Origin of the sequence: Aeromonas sp. XH (genome assembly GCF_033348475.1) — a bacterium.
GTDB lineage: Bacteria > Pseudomonadota > Gammaproteobacteria > Enterobacterales > Aeromonadaceae > Aeromonas > Aeromonas sanarellii.
In genome coordinates, this window is record NZ_CP137630.1 from 1,859,008 (window position 1) to 1,884,708 (window position 25,701).

At 62.8% G+C, this 25,701-nt stretch carries 20 protein-coding genes and 1 pseudogene; 14 read left to right on the forward strand and 7 right to left on the reverse strand.

Going from position 1 to position 25,701, the window contains the following annotated elements; genetic code table 11:
• Window positions 1-78: 78 nt before the first annotated feature.
• From tyrR to hutW, 5 genes are all read left to right on the forward strand, one after another.
• On the forward strand, window positions 79-1,626 hold the full coding sequence (gene tyrR / locus R2B70_RS08700; protein ID WP_209792035.1) for a transcriptional regulator TyrR: 1,548 nt from the start codon (window positions 79-81) through the stop codon (window positions 1,624-1,626).
• A gap of 191 nt (window positions 1,627-1,817) precedes the next feature.
• Window positions 1,818-2,363, forward strand: a complete 546-nt coding sequence (locus R2B70_RS08705) for a YfiR family protein (protein WP_318163158.1) — start codon at window positions 1,818-1,820, stop codon at window positions 2,361-2,363.
• Window positions 2,360-3,601, forward strand: coding sequence for a diguanylate cyclase domain-containing protein (locus tag R2B70_RS08710; RefSeq protein WP_042075516.1), 1,242 nt, complete (start codon window positions 2,360-2,362; stop codon window positions 3,599-3,601). The genes R2B70_RS08705 and R2B70_RS08710 overlap by 4 nt, the downstream gene beginning before the upstream one ends.
• A 32-nt stretch (window positions 3,602-3,633) precedes the next feature.
• Window positions 3,634-4,122 (forward strand): OmpA family protein, encoded by a 489-nt coding sequence (locus R2B70_RS08715; RefSeq protein ID WP_318163159.1) that lies wholly within the window; start codon window positions 3,634-3,636, stop codon window positions 4,120-4,122.
• 259 nt (window positions 4,123-4,381) lie between these two features.
• Window positions 4,382-5,752 (forward strand): heme anaerobic degradation radical SAM methyltransferase ChuW/HutW, encoded by a 1,371-nt coding sequence (hutW, locus tag R2B70_RS08720; RefSeq protein WP_318163335.1) that lies wholly within the window; start codon window positions 4,382-4,384, stop codon window positions 5,750-5,752.
• Window positions 5,753-5,828: 76 nt separating this feature from the next.
• On the opposite strand, the gene xseA is transcribed toward hutW, so the two are convergent.
• The 5 genes from xseA to R2B70_RS08745 all read right to left on the reverse strand — a co-directional run bounded on the left by xseA (window position 5,829) and on the right by R2B70_RS08745 (window position 10,307).
• Entirely contained in the window at window positions 5,829-7,190 is a 1,362-nt protein-coding gene (gene xseA, locus R2B70_RS08725; protein WP_318163160.1) for an exodeoxyribonuclease VII large subunit, read from the reverse strand.
• Window positions 7,191-7,297: 107 nt separating this feature from the next.
• On the reverse strand, window positions 7,298-8,206 hold the full coding sequence (locus R2B70_RS08730; RefSeq protein ID WP_318163161.1) for a DMT family transporter: 909 nt from the start codon (window positions 8,204-8,206) through the stop codon (window positions 7,298-7,300).
• A gap of 146 nt (window positions 8,207-8,352) precedes the next feature.
• Complete coding sequence (locus tag R2B70_RS08735) at window positions 8,353-8,775, reverse strand: ExbD/TolR family protein (protein ID WP_042075525.1); 423 nt, start codon at window positions 8,773-8,775, stop codon at window positions 8,353-8,355.
• A complete protein-coding gene (locus tag R2B70_RS08740; protein WP_318163162.1) occupies window positions 8,775-9,530 on the reverse strand; it encodes a MotA/TolQ/ExbB proton channel family protein in 756 nt (251 codons plus the stop codon). The genes R2B70_RS08735 and R2B70_RS08740 overlap by 1 nt, the downstream gene beginning before the upstream one ends.
• A 3-nt stretch (window positions 9,531-9,533) precedes the next feature.
• Window positions 9,534-10,307: an energy transducer TonB gene (locus R2B70_RS08745; RefSeq protein WP_318163163.1), complete on the reverse strand. Its 774-nt coding sequence runs from the start codon at window positions 10,305-10,307 to the stop codon at window positions 9,534-9,536.
• A 418-nt stretch (window positions 10,308-10,725) separates the two neighbouring features.
• Here R2B70_RS08745 and R2B70_RS08750 point away from each other — a divergent pair, with 418 nt between their 5' ends.
• The 7 genes and pseudogenes from R2B70_RS08750 (at window position 10,726) to R2B70_RS08780 (ending at window position 21,228) form a co-directional block, all read left to right on the forward strand.
• A complete protein-coding gene (locus R2B70_RS08750) occupies window positions 10,726-13,932 on the forward strand; it encodes an alpha-amylase family glycosyl hydrolase (RefSeq protein ID WP_318163164.1) in 3,207 nt (1,068 codons plus the stop codon).
• Between the two features lie 640 nt (window positions 13,933-14,572).
• Window positions 14,573-15,190 carry a YitT family protein gene (locus R2B70_RS08755; RefSeq protein ID WP_318163165.1) on the forward strand — a complete coding sequence of 206 codons (618 nt, stop codon included), beginning with the start codon at window positions 14,573-14,575 and terminating at the stop codon, window positions 15,188-15,190.
• Between the two features lie 273 nt (window positions 15,191-15,463).
• Window positions 15,464-16,927 (forward strand): IMP dehydrogenase, encoded by a 1,464-nt coding sequence (gene guaB / locus R2B70_RS08760; RefSeq protein ID WP_042075533.1) that lies wholly within the window; start codon window positions 15,464-15,466, stop codon window positions 16,925-16,927.
• A gap of 84 nt (window positions 16,928-17,011) precedes the next feature.
• On the forward strand, window positions 17,012-18,601 hold the full coding sequence (gene guaA / locus R2B70_RS08765; protein WP_042075534.1) for a glutamine-hydrolyzing GMP synthase: 1,590 nt from the start codon (window positions 17,012-17,014) through the stop codon (window positions 18,599-18,601).
• A gap of 373 nt (window positions 18,602-18,974) precedes the next feature.
• A pseudogene (locus tag R2B70_RS08770) lies at window positions 18,975-19,247 on the forward strand (hypothetical protein).
• Between the two features lie 350 nt (window positions 19,248-19,597).
• Entirely contained in the window at window positions 19,598-20,419 is an 822-nt protein-coding gene (locus R2B70_RS08775) for a hypothetical protein (RefSeq protein WP_318163166.1), read from the forward strand.
• Window positions 20,398-21,228 (forward strand): hypothetical protein, encoded by an 831-nt coding sequence (locus R2B70_RS08780; RefSeq protein WP_144050645.1) that lies wholly within the window; start codon window positions 20,398-20,400, stop codon window positions 21,226-21,228. The genes R2B70_RS08775 and R2B70_RS08780 overlap by 22 nt, the downstream gene beginning before the upstream one ends.
• Before the next feature lie 276 nt (window positions 21,229-21,504).
• On the opposite strand, the gene R2B70_RS08785 is transcribed toward R2B70_RS08780, so the two are convergent.
• The gene (locus R2B70_RS08785) at window positions 21,505-22,332 is read right to left on the reverse strand and encodes a methylated-DNA--[protein]-cysteine S-methyltransferase (RefSeq protein WP_318163167.1); all 828 of its coding nucleotides are present in this window, start codon (window positions 22,330-22,332) and stop codon (window positions 21,505-21,507) included.
• A gap of 51 nt (window positions 22,333-22,383) precedes the next feature.
• Window positions 22,384-23,148: an SDR family oxidoreductase gene (locus R2B70_RS08790; RefSeq protein WP_318163168.1), complete on the reverse strand. Its 765-nt coding sequence runs from the start codon at window positions 23,146-23,148 to the stop codon at window positions 22,384-22,386.
• Between the two features lie 340 nt (window positions 23,149-23,488).
• On the opposite strand from R2B70_RS08790, the gene R2B70_RS08795 reads away from it, so the two are divergent.
• Together R2B70_RS08795 and R2B70_RS08800 are read left to right on the forward strand one after the other, a co-directional pair.
• Window positions 23,489-24,868: a leucine-rich repeat-containing protein kinase family protein gene (locus tag R2B70_RS08795; protein ID WP_318163169.1), complete on the forward strand. Its 1,380-nt coding sequence runs from the start codon at window positions 23,489-23,491 to the stop codon at window positions 24,866-24,868.
• Window positions 24,869-25,032: 164 nt separating this feature from the next.
• A complete protein-coding gene (locus R2B70_RS08800; protein WP_042075539.1) occupies window positions 25,033-25,680 on the forward strand; it encodes a thiopurine S-methyltransferase in 648 nt (215 codons plus the stop codon).
• Window positions 25,681-25,701: the final 21 nt, after the last annotated feature.

The window sequence follows — 25,701 nt, forward strand, 5'->3', positions numbered from 1 at the left end:
TGGGGGAGCGCTCGCACTGGCGGGATCGAGTCTGTATTATCCGGTCATTCAGAATGTTAGCTAGGAAGTGTGTGCCGAATGCGTCTTGAAGTCAGCTGTGAAGACCGTCTGGGCCTGACCCGGGAATTGCTCGACCGACTGGTGGAGCACAATATCGATCTGCGCGGCATCGAAATCGATACCTCAGGCATCATCTATCTCAACTTTCCCGAGCTGGAGTTTCGCGACTTCCAGCACCTGATGCCGGAGATCCGCCGCATTCCCGGGGTCTACGACGTCAAGACCATCCCCTACATGCCCTCCGAGCGGGAGCACCACGAGATCGAGGCCCTGCTCAAGGCGCTGCCGGATCTGGTCTTCTCCCTCGACAGCAAGGGGCGGGTGACCCAGGCCAACCAGGCGGCCCTCACCACCCTCGGCTTGTCGGTGGACGAGGTGCGCGGCGTGGCGCTCGGCTCCCTGGTCAAGGGCTTCTCCTTCACCCGCTGGCTGGAGGCGAGCGAGATCAAGCCCCAGACCTGCAAGCTGAGCCTCGGCGGCGAGGAGTACCTCGGGGATCTGATGCCGCTCTTCGTGGCCGAGGAGAAGGGCAGGCAGGCCCTGGCCGGCGCCGTGGTGGTGCTCAAGTCCGCCCGCCGGGTCGGCATGCACTTCAGCGCCCTGCACGCGGTGGAGGTGGGCGGCTTCGAGCATCTGCAGGCCGAGAGCCCCAAGATGAAAGAGGTGCTGGCCCAGGCGGCCAAGCTCGCGATGCAGGATGCCCCCCTGCTCATCGTGGGCGAGACCGGCACCGGCAAGGAGCTGCTGGCCCGCGCCTGTCACGGTGCCAGCCTGCGCTCCAGCCACCCCTTCATGGCGCTCAACTGCGCCGCCATGCCGGACAACGTGGCCGAGAGCGAGCTGTTCGGCTATGCCCCAGGCGCCTTTGGCAACAACACCGAGGGCAAGCGCGGCGTGCTGGAGCTGGCGAGCGGCGGCACCCTGATGCTGGACGAGATCGGCGACATGTCCCCCCATCTGCAGACCAAGTTTCTGCGGGTACTGCAGGACGGCGTGTTCCGCCGGGTCGGGGACGAGCAGGAGGTGAGGGTCAACGTGCGCTTCATCTGCACCACCCAGAAGCAGCTGCTGGATCTGGTGCACGAGGGCAAGTTCCGGGAAGACCTCTATTATCGCCTCAACGTGCTGAGCCTCAGCCTGCCGCCGCTGCGCGAGCGCAAGGCGGACATCATGGCCCTGGCCCAGCAGTTCGTCGCCCGCTTCGCCAGCGAGTTGCAGCGCCCCCGCCCGCGCTTTACCCGCAACATGGCCGAATACCTGACCGCCTACCGCTGGCCCGGCAACGTGCGCCAGCTGCGCAACTGCCTCTACCGTGCCATGACCCTGCTGGAAGGGGACGAGCTTGGCCCCGAGCACGTGGATCTGCCGGTGGCGGCGGATGCCATGCCGCTCATCGACGAGTGGTTCGAGGGGGGGCTGGACGAGGCGGTGAAACGCTTCGAGAGCCGGCTGCTGGAGCGGCTCTACCCGGCATTTCCCTCCACCCGCCAGCTGGCCAAACGGCTCGGGGTCTCCCACACCGCCATCGCCAACAAGCTGCGCGAATACGGGATTGGCAAGAAGTAGCCTCGGCGGGACCTGCCGGAGGACTGTCCTGCCCCTCGGGGGCGCCGTTGCGACACAGGGTGACGCACCCTGTGCGTATACGGATGGGGCTCGACCATCCGGCTGGTAAGCTCGGTGCGACTCCCCTTCAGGCACACCCTTCATGGGCGTCGGCCCATTCCGGCGCCGGCGTGAACATAAGCGCGGGCATCATGCAGTTGTTTTGTTTCATCCGGATATTGACGTGGCTGGTGCCGCTGGTCTGCATGCTGGCGCTGGCCAACGCCGCCGTGGCCGCCACCTCGGCCGAGGTGCGCAGCGACATGGTGCGCCAGACGGTGCTCGACATCCTCAGCTATACCCGCTGGCCCAGCGAGCCTGCCCGGCTGCAGGTCTGCATCACGGCTCCGACGGAATACGCGGCATCGCTCCTCGCCATAGACCGCCAGGCCAACGGGCGTCCGGTGGAGGTGCATCGCTACGAGTTCGACGACGAGGCGCTTACCCGGCACTGCGATGTCATCTATCTGGGGATCCTGACCTCGGAGCAGCGCCTCTCCCTGTTCGAGCGGCTGCGGGGGCACGCCATCCTCAGCATCAGCGAGCAGAGCCGCGAGTGCATCGCCGACGCGGTCTTCTGCCTGCAGGCAGGGGAGCGGGTGCGTTTTCGGGTCAACCTGGATGCGCTCGCCCGCAGCGGCGTGCGGGTGCACCCGGCCGTGCTCAAACTCGCACGGGCAGACGAGGATCCGCGATGAGGATCCCGTACGCAGGCCAGAGGCTCACCCTGCGCCAGAGCCTGGGGCGCACCCACATGATGATCTCCCTGACCGCCGTCTGCATGGCGGGCCTGTTCCTGACCGTCACGGCACTGCTGGCGCTGCGCCTCTATGCGGATCACAACCTCAAGCTGGTGGCGCGGGCCATCAGCTATACCGCCGAGGCGGCCGTGGTGTTCGATGACGAGGAGGCGGCGAGAGACGCCCTGGAGGCAATCACCTCCCGGGAAGATATCGCCAGCGCCAGCATAGTGCTGCCGGACGGCCAGGTGCTGGCGAGCTGGCGCCGGGCCATCACCACCCCCTGGACCACGCTGGAGCAGCACCTGGCCCGCCTCATCCTGCCGGGGCCCGTGGTGCAGCCCATGGTGCGGGAGCACCGGGAGATAGCCCGGGTGCACCTGGTCGGCCACGGGCAGTTCCTGTTGCGTTTCCTGCTGCAAACCCTGCTGGCGACCCTGGTGTGCCTGCTGCTCAGCATCCTCGGGGCGCTCCATGTGGCGCGCCGCATGCAGCGCTCCATCACGGCCCCCCTCAAGGCCCTGACCGAGGTCGCCTACAACGTCAGCCGCCAGCGCGCCCTCAAGCAGCGGGTGCCGGCGGCCAATATTGCCGAACTGCACGAGCTCGGGGAGGACTTCAACTCCCTGCTCGACGAGCTGGAGGCCTGGCAGGCCCATCAGAAGCGGGAGAACGCCAGCCTGTTGCACCGGGCGACCCATGACGCCCTCACCGGCCTGCCCAACCGCGCCCTGTTCGAGGCGCGCCTGGGGCAGGCCATCCAGGCGGGCAGCACCCAGCAGGAGCGCTTCGCCCTGATCTATCTCGATTGCGACCGCTTCAAGCAGATCAACGACAACCTGGGCCACGGCATCGGGGACGAGGTGCTCATCGCGCTGGCGCGTCGGGTGCAGCACCAGCTCAGGCCGCTGGATCTGGTGTGTCGCCTCGGGGGGGACGAGTTCGTCATCCTGCTCGCCCCAGTCCGGGGAGAGAGCGAGGTGCACGAGGTCATGGCGCGGATCCAGCAGGCGATGAGCACCCCTGTGGTCCTGAGCGACGGCCGCCATCTGGGGGTGGGCATCAGCATGGGCGCCGCCCTCTATCCCGAGCAGGGGGAGACGGCGGACGCCCTGTTGCAGTGCGCCGACGACGCCATGTATCAAGCCAAACGACAACGGAAGGAGGAGGGGAGAGAGCACAAGAGAGCCACGTGAAGTTGAACCGAAATAGTGAAAGGATGATAACAATGACCATTTTGAACCCGATCAAAACGGGGCTTGTCGCGCTGCTGCTGACGTTGCTGGCCGCATGCCAGAGCGTGCCGCAGGGGCTCACGGCGGATCAGGTCGCCACCCTCAAGGAGCAGGGCTTTCACCTGACCGAGGAGGGCTGGACCCTGGACATCTCCAACAAGGTGTTGTTTGCCAACAATGTCGGGGCCCTCAATCCCCAGACTCGCCAGGTGGTGGAGCGGCTCGGCAAGGCCCTCATCGGCGTGGGACTGAACCGGGCCAGAGTTGACGGCCACACCGACTCCAACGGCGAAGCCGCCTACAATCAGCAGCTCTCGCTGAAGCGGGCCCAGTCCGTGGCCGACGTCCTGATGTCGGTGGGGATGCCCCAAGGGAACCTGGATATCCGCGGCCGTGGTGAAGAGGCGCCCATCGCCGACAACGGCACCGCCGCCGGACGGGCGGAGAATCGCCGCGTCGCCATCATCATCGGCAACGACTGAACCCCCAACCCTGCGTCGGCGTCACGATCCCGCCGGGATCCCGTTTCTGTCAGTCCGACTGCGTGTGTGCCACCACTCTCCTGGCGGGGAGTGGCCCTCTCGCCCCGACCCATGCCCCTTCGACGCTTGTACTCCCCATGACTTGCCGGCTGACAGGAGCGGGGAGACGAGTTCCGTGCCCTGGGCTTGATCCAGCACAAGCAAGGCTTGATTGATATTCGTTATCATTTGCATTATTTCCAGATGGTAGCCCCTCGTGATGACACCCCTGCTGACCCCGACCATGACCGGGCTTGCGACCCCGGATCCCCTCAGATTCGCCTTTACCGCCAAGACCTCGGCCCACGCCAGCCGTGGCGGCGGGGGGCCGCTGATGCTCGACGATGCAGGCTGGCACGCCTGGTGGCAGCGGGAGAGCGAGGCCGGGGAGCGGGCGATCTACATCCACATTCCGTTCTGCCGCAAGCGCTGCAGCTTCTGCAACTTCTTCGAAAACGGCGCCAACCCGGCGCGCATGAGCCGCTATGTGGCGGCCCTGTGCGACCAGCTGAGCCGGGCGGCGAAGACACCGCTCGCGCAGAGCAAGCCCTTCTCGGCCGTCTATGTGGGAGGCGGCACGCCGACCGACATGGCGGTGGCCGATCTGGCGCGCCTCGGCGAGGCGATCCGCGCCTTCCCCCTGACCCCGGATGCGGAGCTGACCCTGGAGGGACGGCTCAACGGTTTCGATGACGCCAAGTGGCAGACGGCCCTGGCGGGGGGCTTCAACCGCTTCTCGTTCGGGGTGCAAAGCTTCGATACCGGGGTGCGCCGGCAGGCGGGCCGTTTCGACGACAGGGAGACCCTGCTCGCCCGGTTGGGGGCGCTGACCCGGGGCGACGAGGCCGTCATCGTCGCGGATCTCATCTTCGGCCTGCCCGGTCAGGACGACGCCGTCTGGAGTCAGGACATCGCGGACGTGATGGCGAGCGGCGTGCACGGGGTGGATCTCTATCAGCTCATCGCCATGGCGGGCACCAACCTGGCGCGCGCCGAAGCCGGGGGCAAGGCGGGATGGTCGGCGGACGGGCAGCAACGGGCCGCCATGTATGCCCATGGCGCCAGCACCCTGGAGGCGGCCGGATGGCAGCGGCTCTCCTGCAGCCACTGGCGGCGAAGCGATGCCGAGCAGAGCCGCTACAACCAGATGGCGAAGTGGGGCGCCGAGATCCTCCCGTTCGGGGCGGGAGCGGGAGGCAACGTGCTGGGCCACGGCCTGATGTATGGCCGGGATCTGGCGGCCTGGCACGCGGCGCTGGCCGCGGGGGGGCGCGCCCCCGGCATGGTGATGAGGCCCAATCCGGATGCTCGCCTCGACGGGCTGCTGCGCGGGGCGCTCGACACCGGCTGGCTTATCCTCGGGCGCTTGCCATCCCCTTTGCGGGCGCATTTGTTGCCGCTCTTTGAACGCTGGCAGCAGCATGGCCTGGCCGAGCTGACCGGGGAGACACTGGCGCTGACCCTGGCGGGGCTTTTCTGGAGCGTCAATCTACAGGCGGGGCTGTTTGAGTATCTGCAGCGCAATCCGCTGGCAGGGTCGGAGACAACCCCCGCCCATCCGGCGCAGGCCGTGCGCCATTCGCTGGCGTGAGCTTGCGGGCAGGCGGCCGGATCCAGGCAAAGAGGGGATGACGAAAACGGGGGCGCCACTGTGCCCCCGTTTTTCGTCAGTCGTTGTCGACCTCTTCCACCCGTACCCGCAGATGTCCCTCTGTGAGCGTGGTGACCAGGGGCTGGCCGGCACTCACCTGGCCGGCGCGGCTGATCACCTCGCCGGACGGGGTGCGCACTATGGCATAACCGCGCCCCAGGGTGGCCAGTGGGCTCACCCCGTCTAGGCGTGCGCTCAGCATGGCGAGGCGGTGGCTCGCCAGATCCCGGCGCCTGGCGATCAGGGCGTGGAGCCGCTCCTCGGCGAGCTGATGGCGGCGCTTCCCGGCTGCCAAGTGCTTCTCCGGGCTCTGGGCCTGCAGGCGCAGTTCGAGGTTGGCGAGGCGTCGCTCCCCCAGATGGAGGCGGCTTGCCAGCAACTGCTGCAACCGGCGGTCGAGCTCGTCAAGGCGCTGGGCCTGCTGCTCCAGCCGGCGCTTGGGATCCTGGTGTTCGAGTCGTTTCTGCAGCAGGACGAAGCCGTGGCGGGCGGCGGTCTGATGCCGGGTCATGGCCTGGGTGAGCCGCTGGTGCAGGTGCACCAGGCGCTGGGCGCGGGCGCTGCTGTCCGGGGCCACCAGCTCGGCGGCGGCGGAGGGGGTGGGGGCGCGAAGGTCGGCGGCAAAGTCGCTGATGGTGACGTCCACCTCGTGGCCCACGGCGCTCACCACCGGGATGGTGGAGTGGGCGATGGCGCGGGCCACCGCCTCCTCGTTGAAGCACCAGAGATCTTCGAGCGATCCGCCGCCGCGCCCGACGATGAGCACATCCACCTCGGCACGGCGATTGGCAAGGGCAATGGCCGCGACGATCTGGGCGGTGGCGGCGCTGCCCTGCACCTGGGTCGGGTAGATAAAGACGGGCAGGTCTGGCGCCCGGCGCCCCAGCACCGTCAGCATGTCGTACAGGGCGGCGCCGGTGGCCGAGGTGACGAGGCCCACGGCGCGGGGCTCGCGGGGGAGCGGGCGCTTGCGGCCCTCGTCAAACAGCCCCTCGGCGCCGAGACGGCGCTTGAGTTCCTCGAAGCGCAGGGCCAGCATGCCGTCCCCGGCGGGTTGCATGCTCTCGATGATGAGCTGGTAGTCCCCGCGGGGCTCATAGAGGGAGACGCGTGCCTGCACCAGCACCTGCATGCCGTCCTGGGGGCGAAACGGCACCCGGCGGTTGTTGCCCTTGAACATGGCGCAGCGCACCTGGGCCGACATGTCTTTCAAGGAGAAGTACCAGTGGCCGGAGCTCGGCATCGCCAGGTTGGAGAGTTCCCCGGTCAGCCACACCAGCCCGAGATCCTGCTCCAGGATCATGCGCACGGCGCTGTTGAGGCGGGTGACGGTGAAGATCTGCTGCTTGTTCTGGCTGGATTGGTTGAGCTGATTCAAGGCTGGCCCTGCTGTGTGTCCGCCGGGGGCGGGAGAAACGATGGGGGTCATCTTACCCCAGTTGCGCCCATCTGCCGAGCCATGGGGCCCGGCAGATGACGCGGAGCCTAGGCTTGTGCCTTGGCCGGTTTGGCGGCTCTGGCGGGGCTCACCACCAGCCAGACCGCGAAGCAGACCACGGCGCCGCCGAGGACGAAGCCGCCGGTGAGGGTCTCGCCCAGCACCAGATAGCCCCACAGGATGCCGAACGGCGGAATGAGGAAGGTGACAGTGAGGCTTCGCAGGGGGCCGATGTCGGCGATCAGCCTGAAGTAGAGCAGGTAGGCGAAGGCGGTGCAGAGGAAGCCGACCGCCAGCACGCTGGCCCAGACCCCGGGTTGGGCCCAGTCGACGGCGGGGCCGGTGGCCAGGGTGTAGCCGAAGAAGGGGAGCAGGAAGAGGACTGCGCCGATCTGGCTGCCAAAGGCCACCAGTTTGGCGTCCAGGCCCCCCCGCTCGGTGACCCAGCGCCTCGTCAGGAAGCCGGCGCAGCCATAGCAGGCGGTGGCGATGAGGCAGGCCAGCACCCCGATGGCCAGTTGACCGCTCAGGTCGACTTCCCCCGTGGTGGTGATGAGCCCGATGCCCACCAGCCCCAGCATGACCCCGACCCACTTGCGCAAGGTCAGCACCTCGTGGAAGAAGGAGAAGCCGATGAGGGCCCCCATCAGGGGCGTGGTGGCGTTGAGGATGGCGGAATAACCCGCGGGCAACCAGAGGGCCGCCACGGCATACATCAGGAAGGGGACGCCGGAGTTGATGATGCCAAGCACCATGATGGATTTGAGCTTGCCCTGAAACTGCATGGGGGTGCGCAGCAGCAGGAGCATGGCGGCGAGCCCGACGAGGGCGAAGAAGACCCGCAGGAAGGTGGTGTTGATCGAGCCGAAGGCCGGCGCCGCGATGCGCATGAACAGGAAACTGGCGCCCCAGATGGCCGCCAGTGCCAGCAGCCTTCCATAATCCGATGTTCTCATGCTCTCTCCTTTGACATGGCGGGCCGCGCCATGGTGGCGGGCAGGCTTTGCATCATGCAGGGCCTGCCCGTCTCTGGCAACCTCAGGGTCAAGGCGAAAGACAAGCAAGGCACCCCCCGGGTGATGCCTTGCCCTTTGCGCCGCCGTCACTCGTCCCCGGGCTGGCTGACGAAGGCGATCTTGTGCAGGCCCTGCCGGGAGGCCTGGGCCATCACCCGGGCGATGACGCCGTACTCCACGCGCTTGTCGATGCGCAGCTGGATCTCGGGAACCTCTGGCTTGGCCTGGCCGGCCTCGCTCATCCTGGTGAGCAGCGTCGCCTCGTCGACCTCCTTGGCGTTCCAGTAGATCTTGCCGGCCCCGTCGATGGAGAGCACCACGTCCTCCTGCCTGGGCTGGTTGGCCTGGCTGCTGGCCTCGGGCAACTCGAGCTTGACCGCGTTGGTGAGCAGGGGGGCCGTGATCATGAAGACGATGAGCAGCACCAGCATGACGTCGATCATGGGGATCATGTTGATCTCACAGAGTGGCTGATCGTCCGACTCACCCGGCAGTTTGCCAAAAGCCATTATCGCGGTCCCCTCTTGACGGACTCGACGGTGGCGAGCGGGGTGACCTTGGCGGAGCCTTGCGCAAACCCGGTCACCAGCAGGGTGAAGAGGTCATGGGCAAAGTCGTCGAGAGCCGCCAGCGTGAGACGGTTGCGACGCACGAAGAAGTTGTAGACGAGTACCGCCGGCAGGGCGACGGCGAGGCCGAAGCCGGTCATGATCAGCGCCTCGCCGACCGGCCCTGCCACCTTGTCCAGACTGCTCTGGCCGGCGGCCCCTATGGCCAGCAGGGCGTGATAGATGCCCCAGACGGTGCCAAAGAGCCCGACGAAGGGGGCCGCCGAGCCCACGGAGGCGAGGAAGGCCAGACCCTGCTCCTGGCGGATCCGCTCGGCCGTGATGGCCTGGCGCAGGGCGCGCAGCAGAAAATCGTCGGGGGAGCCCAGCGCAAGGGTGGGGGGGCGCTCCTGCACCCGGCCCAACTGGGCCATGGCGGTGAGGGCTGCACGGGTCACGCGGCCATGGCTCTCTTGCGGCGGCGTCCGAGCGAGCTGGCGCTCCACCTCGTGCAGACTCTCCTGTCGCCAGAAGTCGGCGATGAAGCGGGCGCTGTGCCGCTGTTCGCGAGCCCCGAGCCAGAGCTTGAGCAGGGCGTAATAACAGGTGCCAAGTGACATCACCACCAGCAGGATCAGCGGGACAAGCCCGATCCCGGAGCTCTGGCTGAGCAGGTGGGCGATGCCCATGGCGTGGGTGTCGACTTCCGGATTCATGGTTCAGGTTCCTAGCTTGAAAATGATGGTGACCCTGGCCCAGTCCGCGACGGCGACCTGGTTCTGCCGGGCCGGGATGAAGCGCCAGCGGCTGACGGTCCTGCGGGCCGTCATGTCCAGGCGCCGATGACCGCTGCTGCGTTCGACCTCGACCGACTCCGCCGTGCCCTCCCTGCTGACCCGCACCTTCAGCACCACGCGACCCTCTTCACCTCGTCTGCGCGACTCGGGAGGATAGGGAGGCTCGGGGTTGTGCAAGCTGGCATCCCGGGCAATGGGGGCGCTGCTCCCTCCACCGGTCCCGGTCTGCCGGGTCTTGGCCGGGGCGCTGTGGCTGTTGGCACTCTGGCTATTGGATGTGGACGTGGCCGGTGCGGTGGTTGCAACGGGGGTCACCCCAGGCAGGGCCTGGGTGGCGGGTTTGACCTCAGGAAGGGGTTTGGGCTTGGGCGGCGCCTTGGGCACCGGCTTGGGAGCTGGCTTCTTGACGACGGGCCTGATCACCTTCTGCCGCACCGGCGCAGGCTTGTTGATAGCCGGGGACCGGGCGGGAGCCGCTGCGGCTTTGGCCGGCGCGTCATCCCGGCTCGACTCCCCGGCCCAGCGGGCGGAGAGGGTGAGGGGCTCGGGCGGCGTCATGGGCGCGGGGCGGCTCTCCTGCACCAGCCAGAGGATGGCGAGGTGCAGGACCAGGGCGGTGCTCAGGCAGGCGAGCTGGACGGGGCCGAATGCCATCTTGTCGCGGGCGATGGCCGGTCTCATTGCACTGGCGTTCATCTGCCTGCTTCCTTCCTGACTGTCATCTTCGTACTCAAATGTCTTATGAAATGGCGCCGAGGCCGGCCCGTGGTGCTCAGCATGCGCCACCCTGCATCCATCAAACAAGAAACATTATCAATCGCGTTTTAATCGCCAATGCCGAGATTGAGGCTGCTGACGGCGGAGCGACAGGCACGCCGGGCACAGGTGGGCAGCCTGGGCCGAAAAGAGGCTGAGTGAGCAGAAATGAAAGCGCTATCAATCACATACAGCCTACCTCGAGGTCGATGGTGGTCACATTTCGCACTCTGAGGCCAAAAAATGGCCAGTCCATTCCCTAGACTGGCTGGGCTCATCTGAAGGCGGGACGTTGCGGATGGGGGAATGCCGGGACACACCGGCATCACACATAAACAATGAGAATAAAGGACTATCAATGGCTAGATGGATACTCGCGGCCGGATTGTTGGGAACCTTGATCACGGCGCCGAGCACGGCGGCGGAGTGGTTCTTCCGGGGCACCGCGAATGGATGGGCGGCGACCGCCATGACGTCGACGGACGGCGTCAATTTTGATACCTGCCAGCGCTTCGTGAGCGGGGATGCCAGCGGCGGCCCGCGCTTCAAGATAGACAGGTACGGCAACTGGCAGCAGAGCTACCCGGCGGCCGACTACGGGGTCAATGCCAACACGGCGTACCAGATCCGCATCAACGCCAGCACCCAGGCGGTGAGCGCGACGGCGGTGGCCAGTTGCGAGGCCTCGGGGTTTGCCAGCACCTTGCCGCAACTCAACGTGCGCGGCACCTTCAACGGCTGGGCCAGCCTGCCCATGCAGCTGGTGGCCGATCACCTGTGGCAGGCCGAGGCCTACATGGATGGCAAGGCGAGCCAGCGCCTCAAGTTTGATCAGGCTGGCGACTGGGCCGTCAACTTTGGCGACAGCAACGGCGACGGCGTGCTGGAGAAAAGTGGCGGCGATATCTTCTGGAGCGCCGTGGGCACGGTGCGCATCCAGGTCAACGACCAGACCCTGGCCTACAGCATCACCCCCCTTGGGGATGACAACCAGCCGCCGCTCGCGGTCATCACCCCGGGGGGCACGGTGAACGTGACCCAGGGGGCGTCCCTGACCTTGAGCGGCAGCGATTCCACGGATCCCGACGGCCAGATCGCGAGCTATCTCTGGAGCAGCGGCGAGACCACGGAGAGCATTGTCGTCAACACCACCCAGACCGGCACCTTCACCTATGGCCTCACGGTCACCGACGATCAGGGGGCCAAGGGCAGCAGCAGCGTGAGCGTGGTGGTCGGGGCAGGACAGGGCAGCGACAGCTGGTACTTCCGGGGCACGGCCAACAACTGGGGGCTCACCCCCATGATCAGCGAGGATGGCACCACCTTCTGCACCGAGCAGGCCTTTGGCAGCAACAACCCCCGCTTCAAGATTGACCACAAGGGGGACTGGACCGAGGCGTATCCGGCCCAGGATTACCTGGTCAGCGCCAACACCCGCTATCGCATCTGCTTTGACAGCCTGCGCAAGGCCATCGAGGTGGAGACGCTGGCCGGGGCCGATCTGCAGGCCCCCACGGTGACGGCCACCCCGGCCCCGGGGAGTTATGTGGACAGCCAGTCCATCACCCTGGGGGTGAGCGACGATCAGGACAGCGCCCCCGCCGTGCATTTCACCACGGACGGCAGCCAGCCCACCACGGCGTCGGCCCGCTATGCAGGCCAGCCCCTGGTGGCGAGCGACAAGGGGAGCGGCACCGATCTGGTGATCCGCACCCTTGCCATCGACGCCAGCGGCAATCAGCGTGAGCAGCGCTTCGAGTACCGTATCGGCGAGCAGGGGGTGGCGAGCGGCGATTTTCGCGCCGAGAGCATCTACTTCCTGCTGACCGCCCGCTTCTATGACGGCGATGCCGGCAACAACTACCATAACCGGGATCGCTACAAGGCGGGGGATCCCCACTGGCGCGGCGACTTCAAGGGGCTCATTGCCAAGCTCGACTACATCAAGGATCTCGGCTTCACCGCCATCTGGGTGACGCCACCGGTGGAGAACCGCTCCGGCCTCGACTATCACGGCTACCACGCCTACGACTTCTACCGGGTCGATCCCCGTCTGGAGTCGCCGGGGGCGGGTTACCGGGAGTTCATCCAGGCGGCCCACGCCAAGGGGCTCAAGGTGATCCAGGATGTGGTGCTCAACCACTCGAGCCAGTACGGTCTGCGCGGCAAGACCTGGATCGATCGCCTGCCCGTCAAATACTACGTACCGGCGGGGTCGAGCCAGGGACTCATCAACAACGGTCCCTATCAGGGCAACCTCGGGGACTACGCCAGCGCCAACCGCTGTGACGACGACAACCCGGCGGCTCCCGACTGGTACAAGGCCCGCTGCCAGTCCGATCCGGCGGGCACCCAGCCCCTGGTAGACCCCAAGACCGGCGCCACAGTGCCGAGCGCAGGCTACAACCCCAACCGCTTCTTCGGCATCGACGCCCAGACCCTGGATCCCGCCTGGTATCACCTGGACGGCTTCATGTCCGGTGGTGACTGGGAGAGCCCGCTTGCCCTGCAGCGCAAGCACATGGCAGGGGACTGCATCGATCTCGCCACCGGCAACCAGAACGTCAAGGAGTACCTCAACGGCGCCATTCGTCAGTACCTCGACATGGGGGTGGATGCGATTCGCATCGATACCTTGAAACACATCGAGCGGGACGAGCTGCTGACCTATGTCCACGACTGGCAGGCCCACAAACCGGGGCTGTTCGTCTTTGGCGAAAACCTGGTCAAGGGCACCGGATGGGGCTCTGAGCTCGCCAACGACAATGCCTCGGCGGTGATCCGCCCCTGGTGGTACACCCGCACGACGGCCAACCCGGCGGATCCCCGTGCAGGGGGCGATTCGGGTCTCTCTGTGCTGGACTTCTCCCTCTTCTCCACCTTCCGTGACAACGTCACCCGGGGGAACTTTGGCGGGGTAGGGGGGATTTTCGCCATGGACTGGATCTATGGGGATGCCACCAAGCTCATCACCTTCTTCCAGAACCACGATGTGGGGCCGGACAACGACTTCAAGTACCGCTACGGCGGGGAAGAGGGCAATGCGGCCATGACCTACAACCTGCTCTGGACGGCGCGGGGCATCCCGACCCTCTATTACGGGGAGGAGGTGATGTTCCAGGCCGGCAAGCCCCAGGACATCGACGGCGCCACCATGACGGTGGATCAGACCGGCCGCGCCTACTACGGGGAGGTGCTGGACAACCCGGCCACCCCGAGCCACCCGCTCTACCAGCACATCAAGCGCCTGAACCAGATCCGCAAGGCGGTGCCCGCCCTGCAGAAGGCGCCCATGAGCCAGGTGAACGAGTGGGGGAGCGGTATCAGCTTCGTGCGTGATCTGAGCGCCGAAGGCAGCTACGCCGCCGTGGGCCTCGCGGCCAACTCGGCCCAGCAGATAAACCTGACCGGCCTGAAGAACGGCACCTACACGGACGCGGTGACCGGCGCGAGCCAGAGCGTCAGCAGCGGCAGTCTGAGCTTCCAGGTGCCCGCCTATTCGGCCCGAGTCTGGGTGCTGAATGGCCCGGGCAAGGTGGGGGTGGACGGCAAATACCTCAAGTAAGGAAACGCCGTCGCCCTGTGCAGCGAGTCGGCCTTCGGGCCGACTTTTTTATGGCGCCGAGGCATGAAGCGGGGGGATGAGAGCAGGCGCAGGTCGTGTCGGGCGAGGCAAGCGCACGGCACCGGGATGCACTATCTTGGTGCTCTTGCCCTAATATGGTGCAATTCCTTGTCATTTGCCCTTGAGCCCAATTCCGCAGAAACACGCCATATCGCCCCCATGGCTCCCCCATGATGGGCTTCATCCATGCTGTAAAGTGGCATTCCATCGGCATTATCCACCGAATAAACGGGCTGATCAGGAAGGACCACGACATGTTTTTTGGTTAACTGGCTGAACATGCTGATCCGGCATGGGGGCCGATCCCGGGGCCGGCATGATCAATCTGTTTTTTGTTGGCTGTACGGAATTTAAATTCGATTTTTCATGGTATCGCGGACTCTTGTTTTGATTGGCGCTCTTTTTGCTGTGACTTGTCATCCCCATGATGGCGACATAAGGGGCAGGGGGCCGCAAGGCCGGGGGCGGGTGCCAGCGGGGTGAATGCGCCGCCGCCATCCGTGCCGGAGCGGCCTGGTATTCGGGCATCGGACGCCACAATCGATTCGTGTTAAGGAGTCATATGGAAGGTGAAATGACCATGCAGCCAGCGGCTGTGGACAAGGGATTGGCCCACACCCTCAAGGACGATGTCTACGGCATGGTGCTCGGCGTCATGTTTATCGCCGTGGGGCTCAACCTGCTCAAGTGCGCCGGCATGATCACCGGCGGCATCGCGGGCATCGCCCTGCTGCTCGCCCATGTCAGCAGCCTGCCCATCGGGGTGCTCTTCTTCCTGGCCAACCTGCCCTTTCTGGTGTTTGGCTACGTCACCATGGGGCGGGCCTTCATGGTCAAGACGCTGATCGTCAACGTCGCCCTCTCGGCAGCCACCCAGGCGGTGCCGCTGCTGTTGACGGTGAGCTATGTCCACCCCCTGTTCTCGGCCCTGGTGGGAGGCACCTTCCTCGGGATGGGGGTGCTCTCTCTAGCGCGCCACAACGCCTCGGTGGGGGGGATCGGCGTGGTGACGCTCTGGTTGCAGTGGCGCACCGGCATCAACGCGGGAAAGAGCCAGATGGCGCTGGACGTGCTGGTGTTCGCGCTCTCCCTGCTCACCCTGCCGCTCTCTTTGCTGCTCTGGTCCACCCTGAGTGCGCTCGCCATGAACGCCATGCTGATGAACTGGCACAAGCCCGGTCGTTACCAGGGAAGCTGAGGGCGAGCCTGTGCGGGGGAAAGGGGAGGGGCATGCGGAAAAATGCCGTTGCGAGGGATTGGAGGCAGAAAAGGGCTCAACGGCAAAAAAGATCATCTTGTCGTGGAAAACGGCATGGTTACGGCTGAATTTATTGGTTTTTTGCCCTGTTGGTCCTATTAAATCGGGCTACGCCATAAAAAATTCAAAAAACTTCTTTACCACCGGCCAATGCATGAGTAAAATTTGTCGGCAATATTTTACACCCCCACTCCTCAACGGTGAGATATTGCCATGCTCAGGATTGCCAAAGAAGCGCTGACCTTCGACGATGTACTGTTGGTTCCAGCCCACTCCACTGTTCTCCCCAATACCGCCGACCTGCGTACCAAGCTCACGTCTGCGATCTCGCTGAATATCCCGATGATCTCCGCTGCCATGGACACAGTGACCGAAGCCCGTCTGGCTATCGCACTGGCCCAGGAAGGCGGTATCGGCTTCATTCACAAGAACATGTCCATCGAGCAGCAGGCTGCCGAAGTGCGCAAGGTCAAGAAGTACGAGAGCGGCGTCGTCAGCGACCCCGTTACCGTGCGCCCTGACATGACCATCGCCCAGATCAAGGAGCTGAGCCACAAGAACGGTTTCGCCGGTTACCCCGTGGTGACTGACGGCAACCAGCTGGTGGGCATCATCACCGGCCGTGACGTGCGCTTCGTCATCGATCTCTCCCAGACCGTCGAACAGATCATGACCCAGAAGGATCGTCTGGTGACCGTGCGTGAAGGGGCCCCTCGTGAAGAGGTGGTGGCCCTGATGCAAAAGCACCGCATCGAGAAGGTGCTGGTGGTCAACGGCGACTTCAAGCTCAAGGGCATGATCACCGTGAAGGACTTCCAGAAAGCCGAGCGCAAGCCCAACGCCTGTAAAGACGAGCGTGGCCGCCTGCGGGTCGGTGCCGCCGTCGGTGCCGGTGCCGGCAACGAAGAGCGCGTCGCCGCCCTGGTGGAAGCCGGTGTGGACGTGCTGCTGATCGACTCCTCCCACGGCCACTCCCAGGGCGTGCTGGATCGCATCAAGGCGACCCGTGAAGCCTATCCTGACCTGCAAATCATCGGTGGCAACGTGGCCACCGGCGCCGGTGCCAAGGCGCTGGTGGAAGCGGGCGTCAACGCCGTCAAGGTCGGTATCGGCCCCGGCTCCATCTGTACTACCCGTATCGTGACCGGCGTGGGCGTGCCCCAGATCACCGCCATCTCCGACGCCGTGGACGCCCTGGAAGGCACTGGCGTGCCGGTGATTGCCGATGGCGGCATCCGCTTCTCCGGTGACGTGGCCAAGGCCATCGCCGCCGGTGCGAGCTGCGTCATGGTGGGCTCCATGTTTGCCGGTACCGAAGAGGCTCCGGGCGAGATCGAGCTCTACCAGGGCCGCTCCTTCAAGTCCTACCGCGGCATGGGCTCCCTGGGCGCCATGTCCAAGGGCTCAAGCGATCGCTACTTCCAGACCGACAACGCCGCCGACAAGCTGGTGCCGGAAGGGATCGAAGGGCGCGTGCCGTACAAGGGCCGCCTCAAGGAGATCATCCACCAGCAGATGGGCGGCCTGCGCTCCTCCATGGGTCTGACCGGGAGCGCGACCATCGACGACATGCGCACCAAGGCCGAGTTCGTGCGCATCTCGGGCGCCGGGATGAAAGAGTCCCACGTTCACGACGTGACCATTACCAAAGAAGCCCCCAACTACCGGATGGGCTGATAAGACGGGGCCCTGCGCCCCGTTTTTCCACCCTTTTTTTATCCCGTGCTTTTTGTGACAACATCAGCCTGATGCAGGAATAAAATGACTAAAGACATTCACGCCCACCGCATCCTTATCCTGGATTTCGGTTCCCAGTACACCCAGCTCATCGCCCGTCGCGTCCGTGAAATCGGCGTCTACTGCGAGCTGTGGGCCTGGGATGTAACCGAAGCGCAGATCCGCGAGTTCAACCCGAGCGGCATCATTCTCTCCGGCGGCCCGGAATCCGTGACCGAGGCGGGCAGCCCGCGCGCCCCCGAGTACGTGTTCAACGCCGGCGTGCCGGTGTTCGGCATCTGCTACGGCATGCAGACCATGTCCGAGCAGCTCGGCGGCAAGGTGCAGTCCTCCAACTTGCGTGAATTCGGCTATGCCCAGGTCGAAGTGCTGGGCCACTCCGGCAAGACCAGCGCGCTCTTGCGCAACATCGAAGACGCCATTGCCGACAACGGCAATGCCCTGCTGGATGTCTGGATGAGCCACGGCGACAAGGTCACCGAGATCCCCGCCGGCTTCACCACCATCGCCCAGACCGCGACCTGCCCCCATGCGGCCATGGCCGACGAAGCCAAGCGCTTCTACGGCGTGCAGTTCCACCCGGAAGTGACCCACACCCGCCAGGGCGCGCGCATGCTGGAGCACTTCGTCAAGGACATCTGCGGCTGCGAGTGCCTCTGGACCCCGGCCACCATCATCGACGACGCCGTTGCCCGCATTCGCGAGCAGGTGGGTGACGACGAAGTGATCCTGGGCCTCTCCGGCGGCGTCGACTCCTCCGTGGTCGCCATGCTGGTGCACCGCGCCATCGGCGATCGCCTCACCTGCGTCTTCGTCGACAACGGCCTGCTGCGTCTGAACGAAGGCCAGCAGGTGATGGACATGTTCGGCGATCACTTCGGCCTGAACATCATCAAGGTCGACGCCGAAGAGCGCTTCCTCTCCGCTCTCGCGGGCATCGACGAGCCGGAAGCCAAGCGCAAGACCATAGGCCGCGTCTTCGTCGAAGTGTTCGACGACGAGTCCAAGAAGCTCAAGAACGCCAAGTGGCTGGCCCAGGGCACCATCTATCCGGACGTCATCGAATCCGCTGCCAGCAAGACCGGCAAGGCCCACGTCATCAAGTCCCACCACAACGTCGGCGGCCTGCCGGAAGAGATGAAGATGGGTCTGGTGGAGCCGCTGCGCGAGCTGTTCAAGGACGAGGTGCGCCGCGTCGGCCTCGAACTCGGCCTGCCCTACGACATGCTCTACCGTCACCCCTTCCCGGGTCCGGGCCTGGGCGTGCGCGTGCTTGGCGAGGTGAAGAAAGAGTACTGCGACTTGCTGCGCAAGGCTGACGCCATCTTCATCGAAGAGCTGCGCAAGGCCGACCTCTACAACCAGGTCAGCCAGGCGTTCGCCGTCTTCCTGCCGGTGCGCTCCGTCGGCGTCATGGGCGATGGCCGCAAGTACGACTGGGTCATTGCGCTTCGCGCCGTCGAGACCATCGACTTTATGACCGCCCACTGGGCCCACCTGCCGTACGACTTCCTCGGCCACGTGTCGAACCGCATTATCAACGAGATCAACGGCATCTCCCGCGTGGTGTACGACGTCTCCGGCAAGCCGCCCGCAACCATCGAATGGGAATAAGCGGCTAACGCTTTCCTGCCGATAACGCAAAACTGTCAAAAAGGCGCCCTTGAGGCGCCTTTTCTTTTTCCAATCGTTTGCGCCTCACTTTTCCGTTCTCTAGCCGCTTTCTCACCTCCCTGCCACTGTCATATATGGCATGGGGAGTTATGGATCTCACGCTAGGCTCTGCCGTGCCAATTAAGACCTGCGCCGTGAGGCGGCGGTCGTGGCAGCAGGGGAAGGGGCGACAGCAACGCCTTCATGTGCACTGTCGACACCGGACATACCAAATCTGGTATGGCCCCCGGTGGAGTCCGGACACCACTTGAATAAACGGGGTGGAACCCGAACAGACAAACGAGTAGGGAGAAGAGATCACGGAGGGTTTGTTATGTCAGAACAAGCAGTGTTGTTGGGCGGATGGACTGCCTACCACAAGCTGAGCGCCAAAGATCAGGCAGTATTCAACTAGGCACTGGAAGGATTTGTCGGGGTGCAGTACCAACCCTTTGAAGTCTCCACCCAAGTGGTGGCCGGCACCAATTACCGCTTCAAGTGCAAGAGCACTGTGCCGCTGCCCAACCCCATCCACGGGGAAGCCGTGGTGCAGATCTTCCAATCCCTGGATGGGTCGGCCCATATCACCTCCATTACCCCGATCTGATTGGGTAGTGGGGCAAGGCGGGGAAGGGGAATAGCTTCCAACCGGTTTGCCTCAACAACCAGCAATAAGAAAGACGCCTTAGGGCGTCTTTTTTTTTCCACAACTAAGCACCTCTTATGTGCGGTCAGCATAGAAACTTATCGATTAATTTGTTGATCTTGCTCAGCAAATTATCATCATCCTCTTTTGTTTATCTGTCATGCTGGCTAGGATATCCGTCTGGATATGACCTCTTTGGAGTTACCAATGAATCAGAACAGATATATTGTGTGGGGGAGAAACCAAGCAAACACATTCAGAACCCAGTAATGGTAATGCAATGATTTAAAATTATTTTTTTTTGAGGTGGCATGAATAAAATTGCTAAATGGATTTTGAGCAGGTTGTTAAATCAGCCATGCCCTATTCAAATTCCTCGAAGTGGAGAGTTAGGAAAGCAGGTTAACTGCTATTCCATAAGTATTTATAATGGCGATGTCCCAATCATGCTCGTTAACTCTATTGAAGAAAATGGGTTAAATGGCAATCATTTTGAAGGTGGGGGTTTCTGTACAGAGGCTGTAATTCCTTTTTCGCTTTATTCTGGCTTGAGTTTACGAGTTGATCATTATCATGGACTGGTGACACATACATATAACGGCGTGCTAGATTATATCCTTCATGAATGGACTGGGTTATATAAACTACAGTCAATTTACGTTTTAGCAAAACATTCTGTCCCACAATATTTCTTCAACAAGAGAAACTTACAACTACCAAAGAGAATGAAGATTCTAGAAAGTATAGTTTCCAAGCAATCAGAAGAGCCTCACAAATCATTTTCGTCGCTTGACCTAATGAGTTACATATATTCAATTAGGTGGTGTTTGCATCCACAGAAAACAGAATTGCGTAAAAAAATGGATCTGTATTTATCATCTTTCGTAGCATCAGGAGAGTTGAAAAATAATGGTAGTAGCTTTGAGTTTATAATCACAGGTAAAGCTATAGCCACTTTAGAGCAATATCAAATTGAGACTGCAAGGGCGAAATCTGCCAAGTCCGCAAACTCTTGGATGCTTAGACTTACGGCTATATTAGCATTTTTTGCTGCCTTTCAATCTGGCTTAATTAAGTCACCGGTGTGGATTGATCTAGGTAAGATTTTGGAATGGCTGTCATCGTTCATGTAACAATGCCATTAAATTCACTTCCTACGGTCGTCAGAAGCTTGGAGTTACGTGCTTTTGCGAATAAGTTAAATCTAGGAGTAAATTTGAAAGAGTTTTTGCCATATTTGCCGACTTTGATTACAACGTTAATTGTTGTTCCTATCGGTATTTATCTACAAACACGGTTAAAAAATCTTGCGAATAGCAATGACTTTTTGAAAGCTATTGAACAGCTAAAAAAGAATACGGAAGCGGTAGAAAGCATAAAAAGGCAGTTTGATGAAAAATACTGGGTAAAGCAGCAGGTTTGGGATACTAAGCGTCTTGCCTATGAAGAAATACTATCTTGCCTGTATTTAACAAAAGAGTATATCGAAGACCAAATAGCATATTTAACTGATTATAAGGATAGTTTCATTTATATCGGAAGTTCTATTTACGACTTTGAAAACAAGGAGTATAAAGAGTCTTACGAAGAGTATGTTGAGAGTGAGCAACAAGCTTTTCGTGAAAAATACGAAACACAAGAGGCAACTTTTTCTCGCCATGAGTTATCCACTAAAACCAAGAAGAGCTTTAAAAAACTTGAAAGTGTTTTTTCAATTAATTCGATATATTTGGCGCCAGAGTTAAGAGATATTGAAACCCTATTGGGCAAGTTAAAGAATAAATTGTATGATAAACAGATTATACAAGATGACCATGAGGCTACTGGTGATTTTCTTGACCGTTTGATTGAGCACCATGTTTCTAGTGGGGAATCAGTTAATGACATAATTATATTGACTAAAAAGTTAGCAATGGATGATCTCAAGTTGATCACAAAATAATAGCACTGCACATAATAAAGTATTTAAGAGTGGCTCCCAACGTTGGGTTCTTTCATACCATCGTTGCGCTTATTGCACCCTACTTGTTTCGTCAATTCGCTGGGGGGCTAAGCGGCCATGCATAACCAAAGCAACAAAAGGGGCGATCTGCGCCCCGATTCTTCTTATGTCCCCGTTTTATATCGCCACACGCTTGTCTGGCGCAGTCTGATTGTCTGCTGACTCACTACCAAGATTCCTGTTCTCCTCATCAGGCCGGGCAGAAAAAGCCCACGTTCACTCATACCTCGCCGCTTCCCAGGCGTGTATCGCCTGTTTGCGGGTCTCGCCCCAGTGATAGCCGCCAAGCTTGCCATTTTGCTGGATGACTCTGTGGCAGGGGATCATCAAGGCGACAGGGTTGGCGCCCACCGCCAATCCCACGGCGCGGGCGGCCTTGGGGTTGCCGACGGCGCTCGCCACCTGGGCGTAGCTCACCACCCTGGCGGGCGGGATCTGCAGCAGCGCCCGCCAGACGCTGATCTGAAAGTTGGTGCCGCTCACGTGCAAGGAGATGGGGCGATCCGGCGTCTTGCTGCCATCGAACATGGTGTGGATGACGCTTTGGGTGCGTGAGGGCGTTTCTCGCAGTTCTGCCGCTGGCCAGCTGTGGGCGAGGGCGGCCAGGGGCGCCTCTGGGGCCTGGTCATCGAGAAACGAGAAGTTGCACACCCCCCGCGGGGTCAGGGCGACGAATGCCTGGCCGAAGGGGGTGTCGTGCACCCCGTGATCGATCACCAGCCCGGCCCCGCGCTGCTTGTACTCCCCCGGCGTCACCGCTTCTAGCTGCACGAAGTGATCATAGAGCCGCGAGCCGCTGCTCAGGCCCAGGGTATCGGCCACCTCCAGCAGCGGGCGCGACTCCTGCAGCAGCGCCTTGGCCCGCTCCAGGGTCAGCACCTGCAGATAGCGCTTGGGCGTCACCCCGGCCCAGCGGCTGAACAGCCGCTGGAAGTGAAAGGGGCTTAAGTGAACGTGCGCCGCTATCTCGTCCAGGGTGGGCTGGCGCGCCACCTGGCTTGCGATAAAACGGATGGCATCGGCGATGCGGGCATAATCGGACATAAGGCGCTCTCACGATAGGTTTGCAGCCGCAGGATCTTGGGTGCGACAAGGTCATGTGCGACAAATAGATACCCCACCATCGGCCAGCAGAGCAATGCCGGTGGTAAAGCTGGATGCATCGGACGCGAGATAGAGGGCCGAGCGGGCGATCTCCTCCGGTTGGGCCAGGCGCTTGAGGGCATGCATATTCTGCACAAAGGCGAGACTCTGTGGCGTATCGGTAAAGGCCCGTCCCATGGGGGTGTCGGTGCCCCCCGGCAGCAGGGCGTTGACCCGCACCCCCTGCGTCCCGAACTCCGCGGCCAGCACCTGGGTCAGGCCGACGAGGCCCGCCTTGCTCGCGGCATAGGCCGCCATGCCCGGCAGCCCCAAGGAATAGCCGACGAAGGTGGAGGTAAAGATTAGGGAGCCGCCGCCGCGAGCCAGCATGGCGGGGATCTGGTGCTTGGCCCCCACAAAGGCGCTGGTGAGGTTGGTATCCAGGGTCTCCTGCCACTGGGTCAGCGCCATCTCCTGCACGCTGCCCGGCGTCCCCGTGGTGCCGGCGTTGTTGAAGGCAACGTCGAGCCCGCCGAAATGCCCCACGGCCAGCTCAACCAGGGCGCTGGCGTAGGCTTCGCTTTTTACATCCCCCGCCAGGCTCACCGCCTGGCCCCCGCATTCCCTGATCTCCTCCACCAGCGCATCCAGCTCGGGCTGGCGACGGGCACCCAGGACGACACTGGCTCCTTCCCGGGCAAACAGGATGGCGCTGGCGCGACCGATGCCGGAGCTGGCTCCCGTGATGATGGCGACCTTGTTGGACAGTTGTGGCATGGCAGTTCCCTCGCTGGTGTGTTGTGCGGGCGCACAGGGTTGGTAGTGGGTTGGAACCCCAATGGATTCGGCTCTCAATAGGTTCGAACCCACTTGGGTTTGACCCCGCTCAGGCCCCACTATGGCAACCGGCCCTCGCTGGCACGACCCGGATCTTGCTCTCTTTGCCCTCGCGTCGCTTTGCTGCGCGCTGATGGCGGCCCCTGCGGCAACAAAACAGGGGATCTTCGGCCGTCATTCTCTATAATGCCCCCTCTTTTTTGACTGCAGGTTTGACTGCCGGGCCAACCACCGGCGGCGCCGTTGGCCGCGAGCCGGCCACCCCGATTGAGACGATGTCATGCATACCCTGGAACAGCTTCGCGCAGGTAAACTCTGCGGCGCCCGCCACCTGAAACTCGCTGAAGGACTCACGGTTTTCCCCCCCGAGATCCTGAGCCTCAAGGAGACGCTGGAGGTGCTGGATCTCACCGGCAATCAGCTGAGCGAGTTGCCGGACGGTTTGGCCGAATGCAAGAAGCTGCGCATTCTCTTCTGCTCCGAGAACCGCTTCACCGAGTTGCCCGAGGTGCTGGGGCGCTGCCCCGCGCTCACCATGGTGGGCTTCAAGGCAAACCGGATTGAAGTGGTCTCCCCGACATCACTGCCCACCAGACTGCGCTGGCTTATTCTGACCGACAATGAGATTGAGTCGCTGCCGGACGAGCTGGGCCAGTGCAACGCCCTGCAAAAGCTGATGCTCTCGGGCAACCGCCTGCGCGAGCTGCCGGCAAGCCTGGCCAACTGCCACCGGCTCGAGCTGTTGCGCATCGCCGCCAACCGGCTCGAGGTCTTCCCCGACTGGCTGCTGGCGCTACCGCGCCTCAGCTGGCTCGCCTACGCGGGCAACCCCTTCAGCGACATGCTGGAGCGCCGGCTGGGGCAGTGCGCCTCGGTGGCCGATATCCCGTGGGCTGCATTGAAGGTGGGGGAATTGCTGGGGCAGGGGGCGTCCGGCGTGATCCATCGCGCCGGGCTGGATGGGGAGGAGGAGACGCAGGCGGTGGCGGTCAAGCTCTTCAAGGGGGCCGTGACCAGCGACGGTCTGCCCCGCTGCGAGCTGGCGGTGTCGCTCGCCGCCGGCTACCACCCCAACCTGGTCGGCGTGGTGGGCAGGGTGGGGGATCACCCCTCCGGCATCCCGGCGCTGGTGATGGCGCTGATCCCCCCGGATTATGTCAACCTAGCGGGGCCGCCCAGCCTGGATTCCTGCACCCGGGATGTCTATCCGGCCGGGGTGCGCTTCACACCCGCCGCGCTGCTCAGCCTGGCGCAGGGCGTGGTGAGCGCCGCACGGCATCTGCACGGGCGGGGCATACTGCACGGCGATCTCTATGCCCATAACCTATTGCACTCTGTGCAAGGCAAAGAGCAAGGAAAGGGGCAAGAACAAGCACAGAGCCGGATGCTGCTCGGCGACTTTGGCGCCGCCTCCTGTTACGACCGAGCCGATGAGGCGCTGGCCGGGCGGCTGGAGCGCCTGGAGGTGAGGGCCTTCGGCTGCCTGCTGGAGGAGCTGCTGGCGCGCAGCACCGACAAGCACGAAGTGCTGGCGGGGCTCGGCGAGCTGGTCGGGGAGTGCCTCTGCGAGGCGCCGTCCCGACGCCCCACCTTTGCCCACATTGCCGAGCGGCTCGACGCAGCGCTGGCCCGGCTTGTGGCCGAGCCGGTGGTGGTATGACCCTCCGGCCGGGAACCATCCCTCTCAAGGCTACGGGGCTGGGGCCTATCTAGGCAGGTCACGGCTTGTCTTGCAAAAAGGGTGGGGACGGACGGAGCGGGGCTTGCACCGCCTCGGTGAAGTTGTGATAGTGATGCATCATTGCAGATGACGGGAGGATGAGGATGGAAGCGGCGTTTTGGCATCAGAAGTGGAAAGAGAACCGGATTGGCTTTCATCAGGCAGACTTCAACCGCTGGCTGCAATCCTGGTGGTCTGCCCAGCAGGGGGACGAACCCGTGCTGGTGCCCCTGTGCGGCAAGTCCCGCGACATGCTCTGGCTGCGCGAGCAGGGTCATCCGGTGGATGGCTTCGAGCTCTCCGGGCTCGCCATTACCCAGTTTTTCGGCGAGAACAAGCTGAGTGCAGAGACAAGCGAGGTGGGCCCCTATCAGTGCCACCGGCACGAGGATCTGCGCATCTACCAGGGGGATTTTTTCGCCGCCCCCGAGCTGGGCCGACGTTATCGGCTGGTCTATGACAGGGCCGCTCTCATCGCCCTGCCGACGGCCATGCGCCGCCAGTATGCGACCCTGATGAGCCGCATGGTGGAGGCGGGGGGACAGATCCTGCTGGTGACCCTCGAGTATCAACCCGAGCAGCAGCAACAACCGCCGTTCTCGGTGGGGGAGATGGAGGTGCGTACCCTGTTCGAGCGTGACTTTGGCGTGGAGGTGCTGGGCCGGGCGGCGGAGCTGGATCACCCCAGAGTGCTCTCGGGGCAGCTCTCCTATTTCGATGAGGTGGCCTATCGCCTGATCCGCAGGGGGTGAGGCAAAACTGTGATCCCGCCT

Bases quoted from the DNA above. Each gene is read 5' to 3' on its own strand.
- tyrR (WP_209792035.1), top strand. From the start codon at position 79: ATGCGTCTTGAAGTCAGCTGTGAAGACCGTCTGGGCCTGACCCGGGAA.
- R2B70_RS08705 (WP_318163158.1), top strand. From the start codon at position 1,818: ATGCAGTTGTTTTGTTTCATCCGGATATTGACGTGGCTGGTGCCGCTG.
- R2B70_RS08710 (WP_042075516.1), top strand. From the start codon at position 2,360: ATGAGGATCCCGTACGCAGGCCAGAGGCTCACCCTGCGCCAGAGCCTG.
- R2B70_RS08715 (WP_318163159.1), top strand. From the start codon at position 3,634: ATGACCATTTTGAACCCGATCAAAACGGGGCTTGTCGCGCTGCTGCTG.
- hutW (WP_318163335.1), top strand. From the start codon at position 4,382: ATGACACCCCTGCTGACCCCGACCATGACCGGGCTTGCGACCCCGGAT.
- R2B70_RS08730 (WP_318163161.1), bottom strand. From the start codon at position 8,206: ATGAGAACATCGGATTATGGAAGGCTGCTGGCACTGGCGGCCATCTGG.
- R2B70_RS08735 (WP_042075525.1), bottom strand. From the start codon at position 8,775: ATGGCTTTTGGCAAACTGCCGGGTGAGTCGGACGATCAGCCACTCTGT.
- R2B70_RS08740 (WP_318163162.1), bottom strand. From the start codon at position 9,530: ATGAATCCGGAAGTCGACACCCACGCCATGGGCATCGCCCACCTGCTC.
- R2B70_RS08745 (WP_318163163.1), bottom strand. From the start codon at position 10,307: ATGAACGCCAGTGCAATGAGACCGGCCATCGCCCGCGACAAGATGGCA.
- R2B70_RS08750 (WP_318163164.1), top strand. From the start codon at position 10,726: ATGGCTAGATGGATACTCGCGGCCGGATTGTTGGGAACCTTGATCACG.
- R2B70_RS08755 (WP_318163165.1), top strand. From the start codon at position 14,573: ATGCAGCCAGCGGCTGTGGACAAGGGATTGGCCCACACCCTCAAGGAC.
- guaB (WP_042075533.1), top strand. From the start codon at position 15,464: ATGCTCAGGATTGCCAAAGAAGCGCTGACCTTCGACGATGTACTGTTG.
- guaA (WP_042075534.1), top strand. From the start codon at position 17,012: ATGACTAAAGACATTCACGCCCACCGCATCCTTATCCTGGATTTCGGT.
- R2B70_RS08775 (WP_318163166.1), top strand. From the start codon at position 19,598: ATGAATAAAATTGCTAAATGGATTTTGAGCAGGTTGTTAAATCAGCCA.
- R2B70_RS08780 (WP_144050645.1), top strand. From the start codon at position 20,398: ATGGCTGTCATCGTTCATGTAACAATGCCATTAAATTCACTTCCTACG.
- R2B70_RS08785 (WP_318163167.1), bottom strand. From the start codon at position 22,332: ATGTCCGATTATGCCCGCATCGCCGATGCCATCCGTTTTATCGCAAGC.
- R2B70_RS08790 (WP_318163168.1), bottom strand. From the start codon at position 23,148: ATGCCACAACTGTCCAACAAGGTCGCCATCATCACGGGAGCCAGCTCC.
- R2B70_RS08795 (WP_318163169.1), top strand. From the start codon at position 23,489: ATGCATACCCTGGAACAGCTTCGCGCAGGTAAACTCTGCGGCGCCCGC.
- R2B70_RS08800 (WP_042075539.1), top strand. From the start codon at position 25,033: ATGGAAGCGGCGTTTTGGCATCAGAAGTGGAAAGAGAACCGGATTGGC.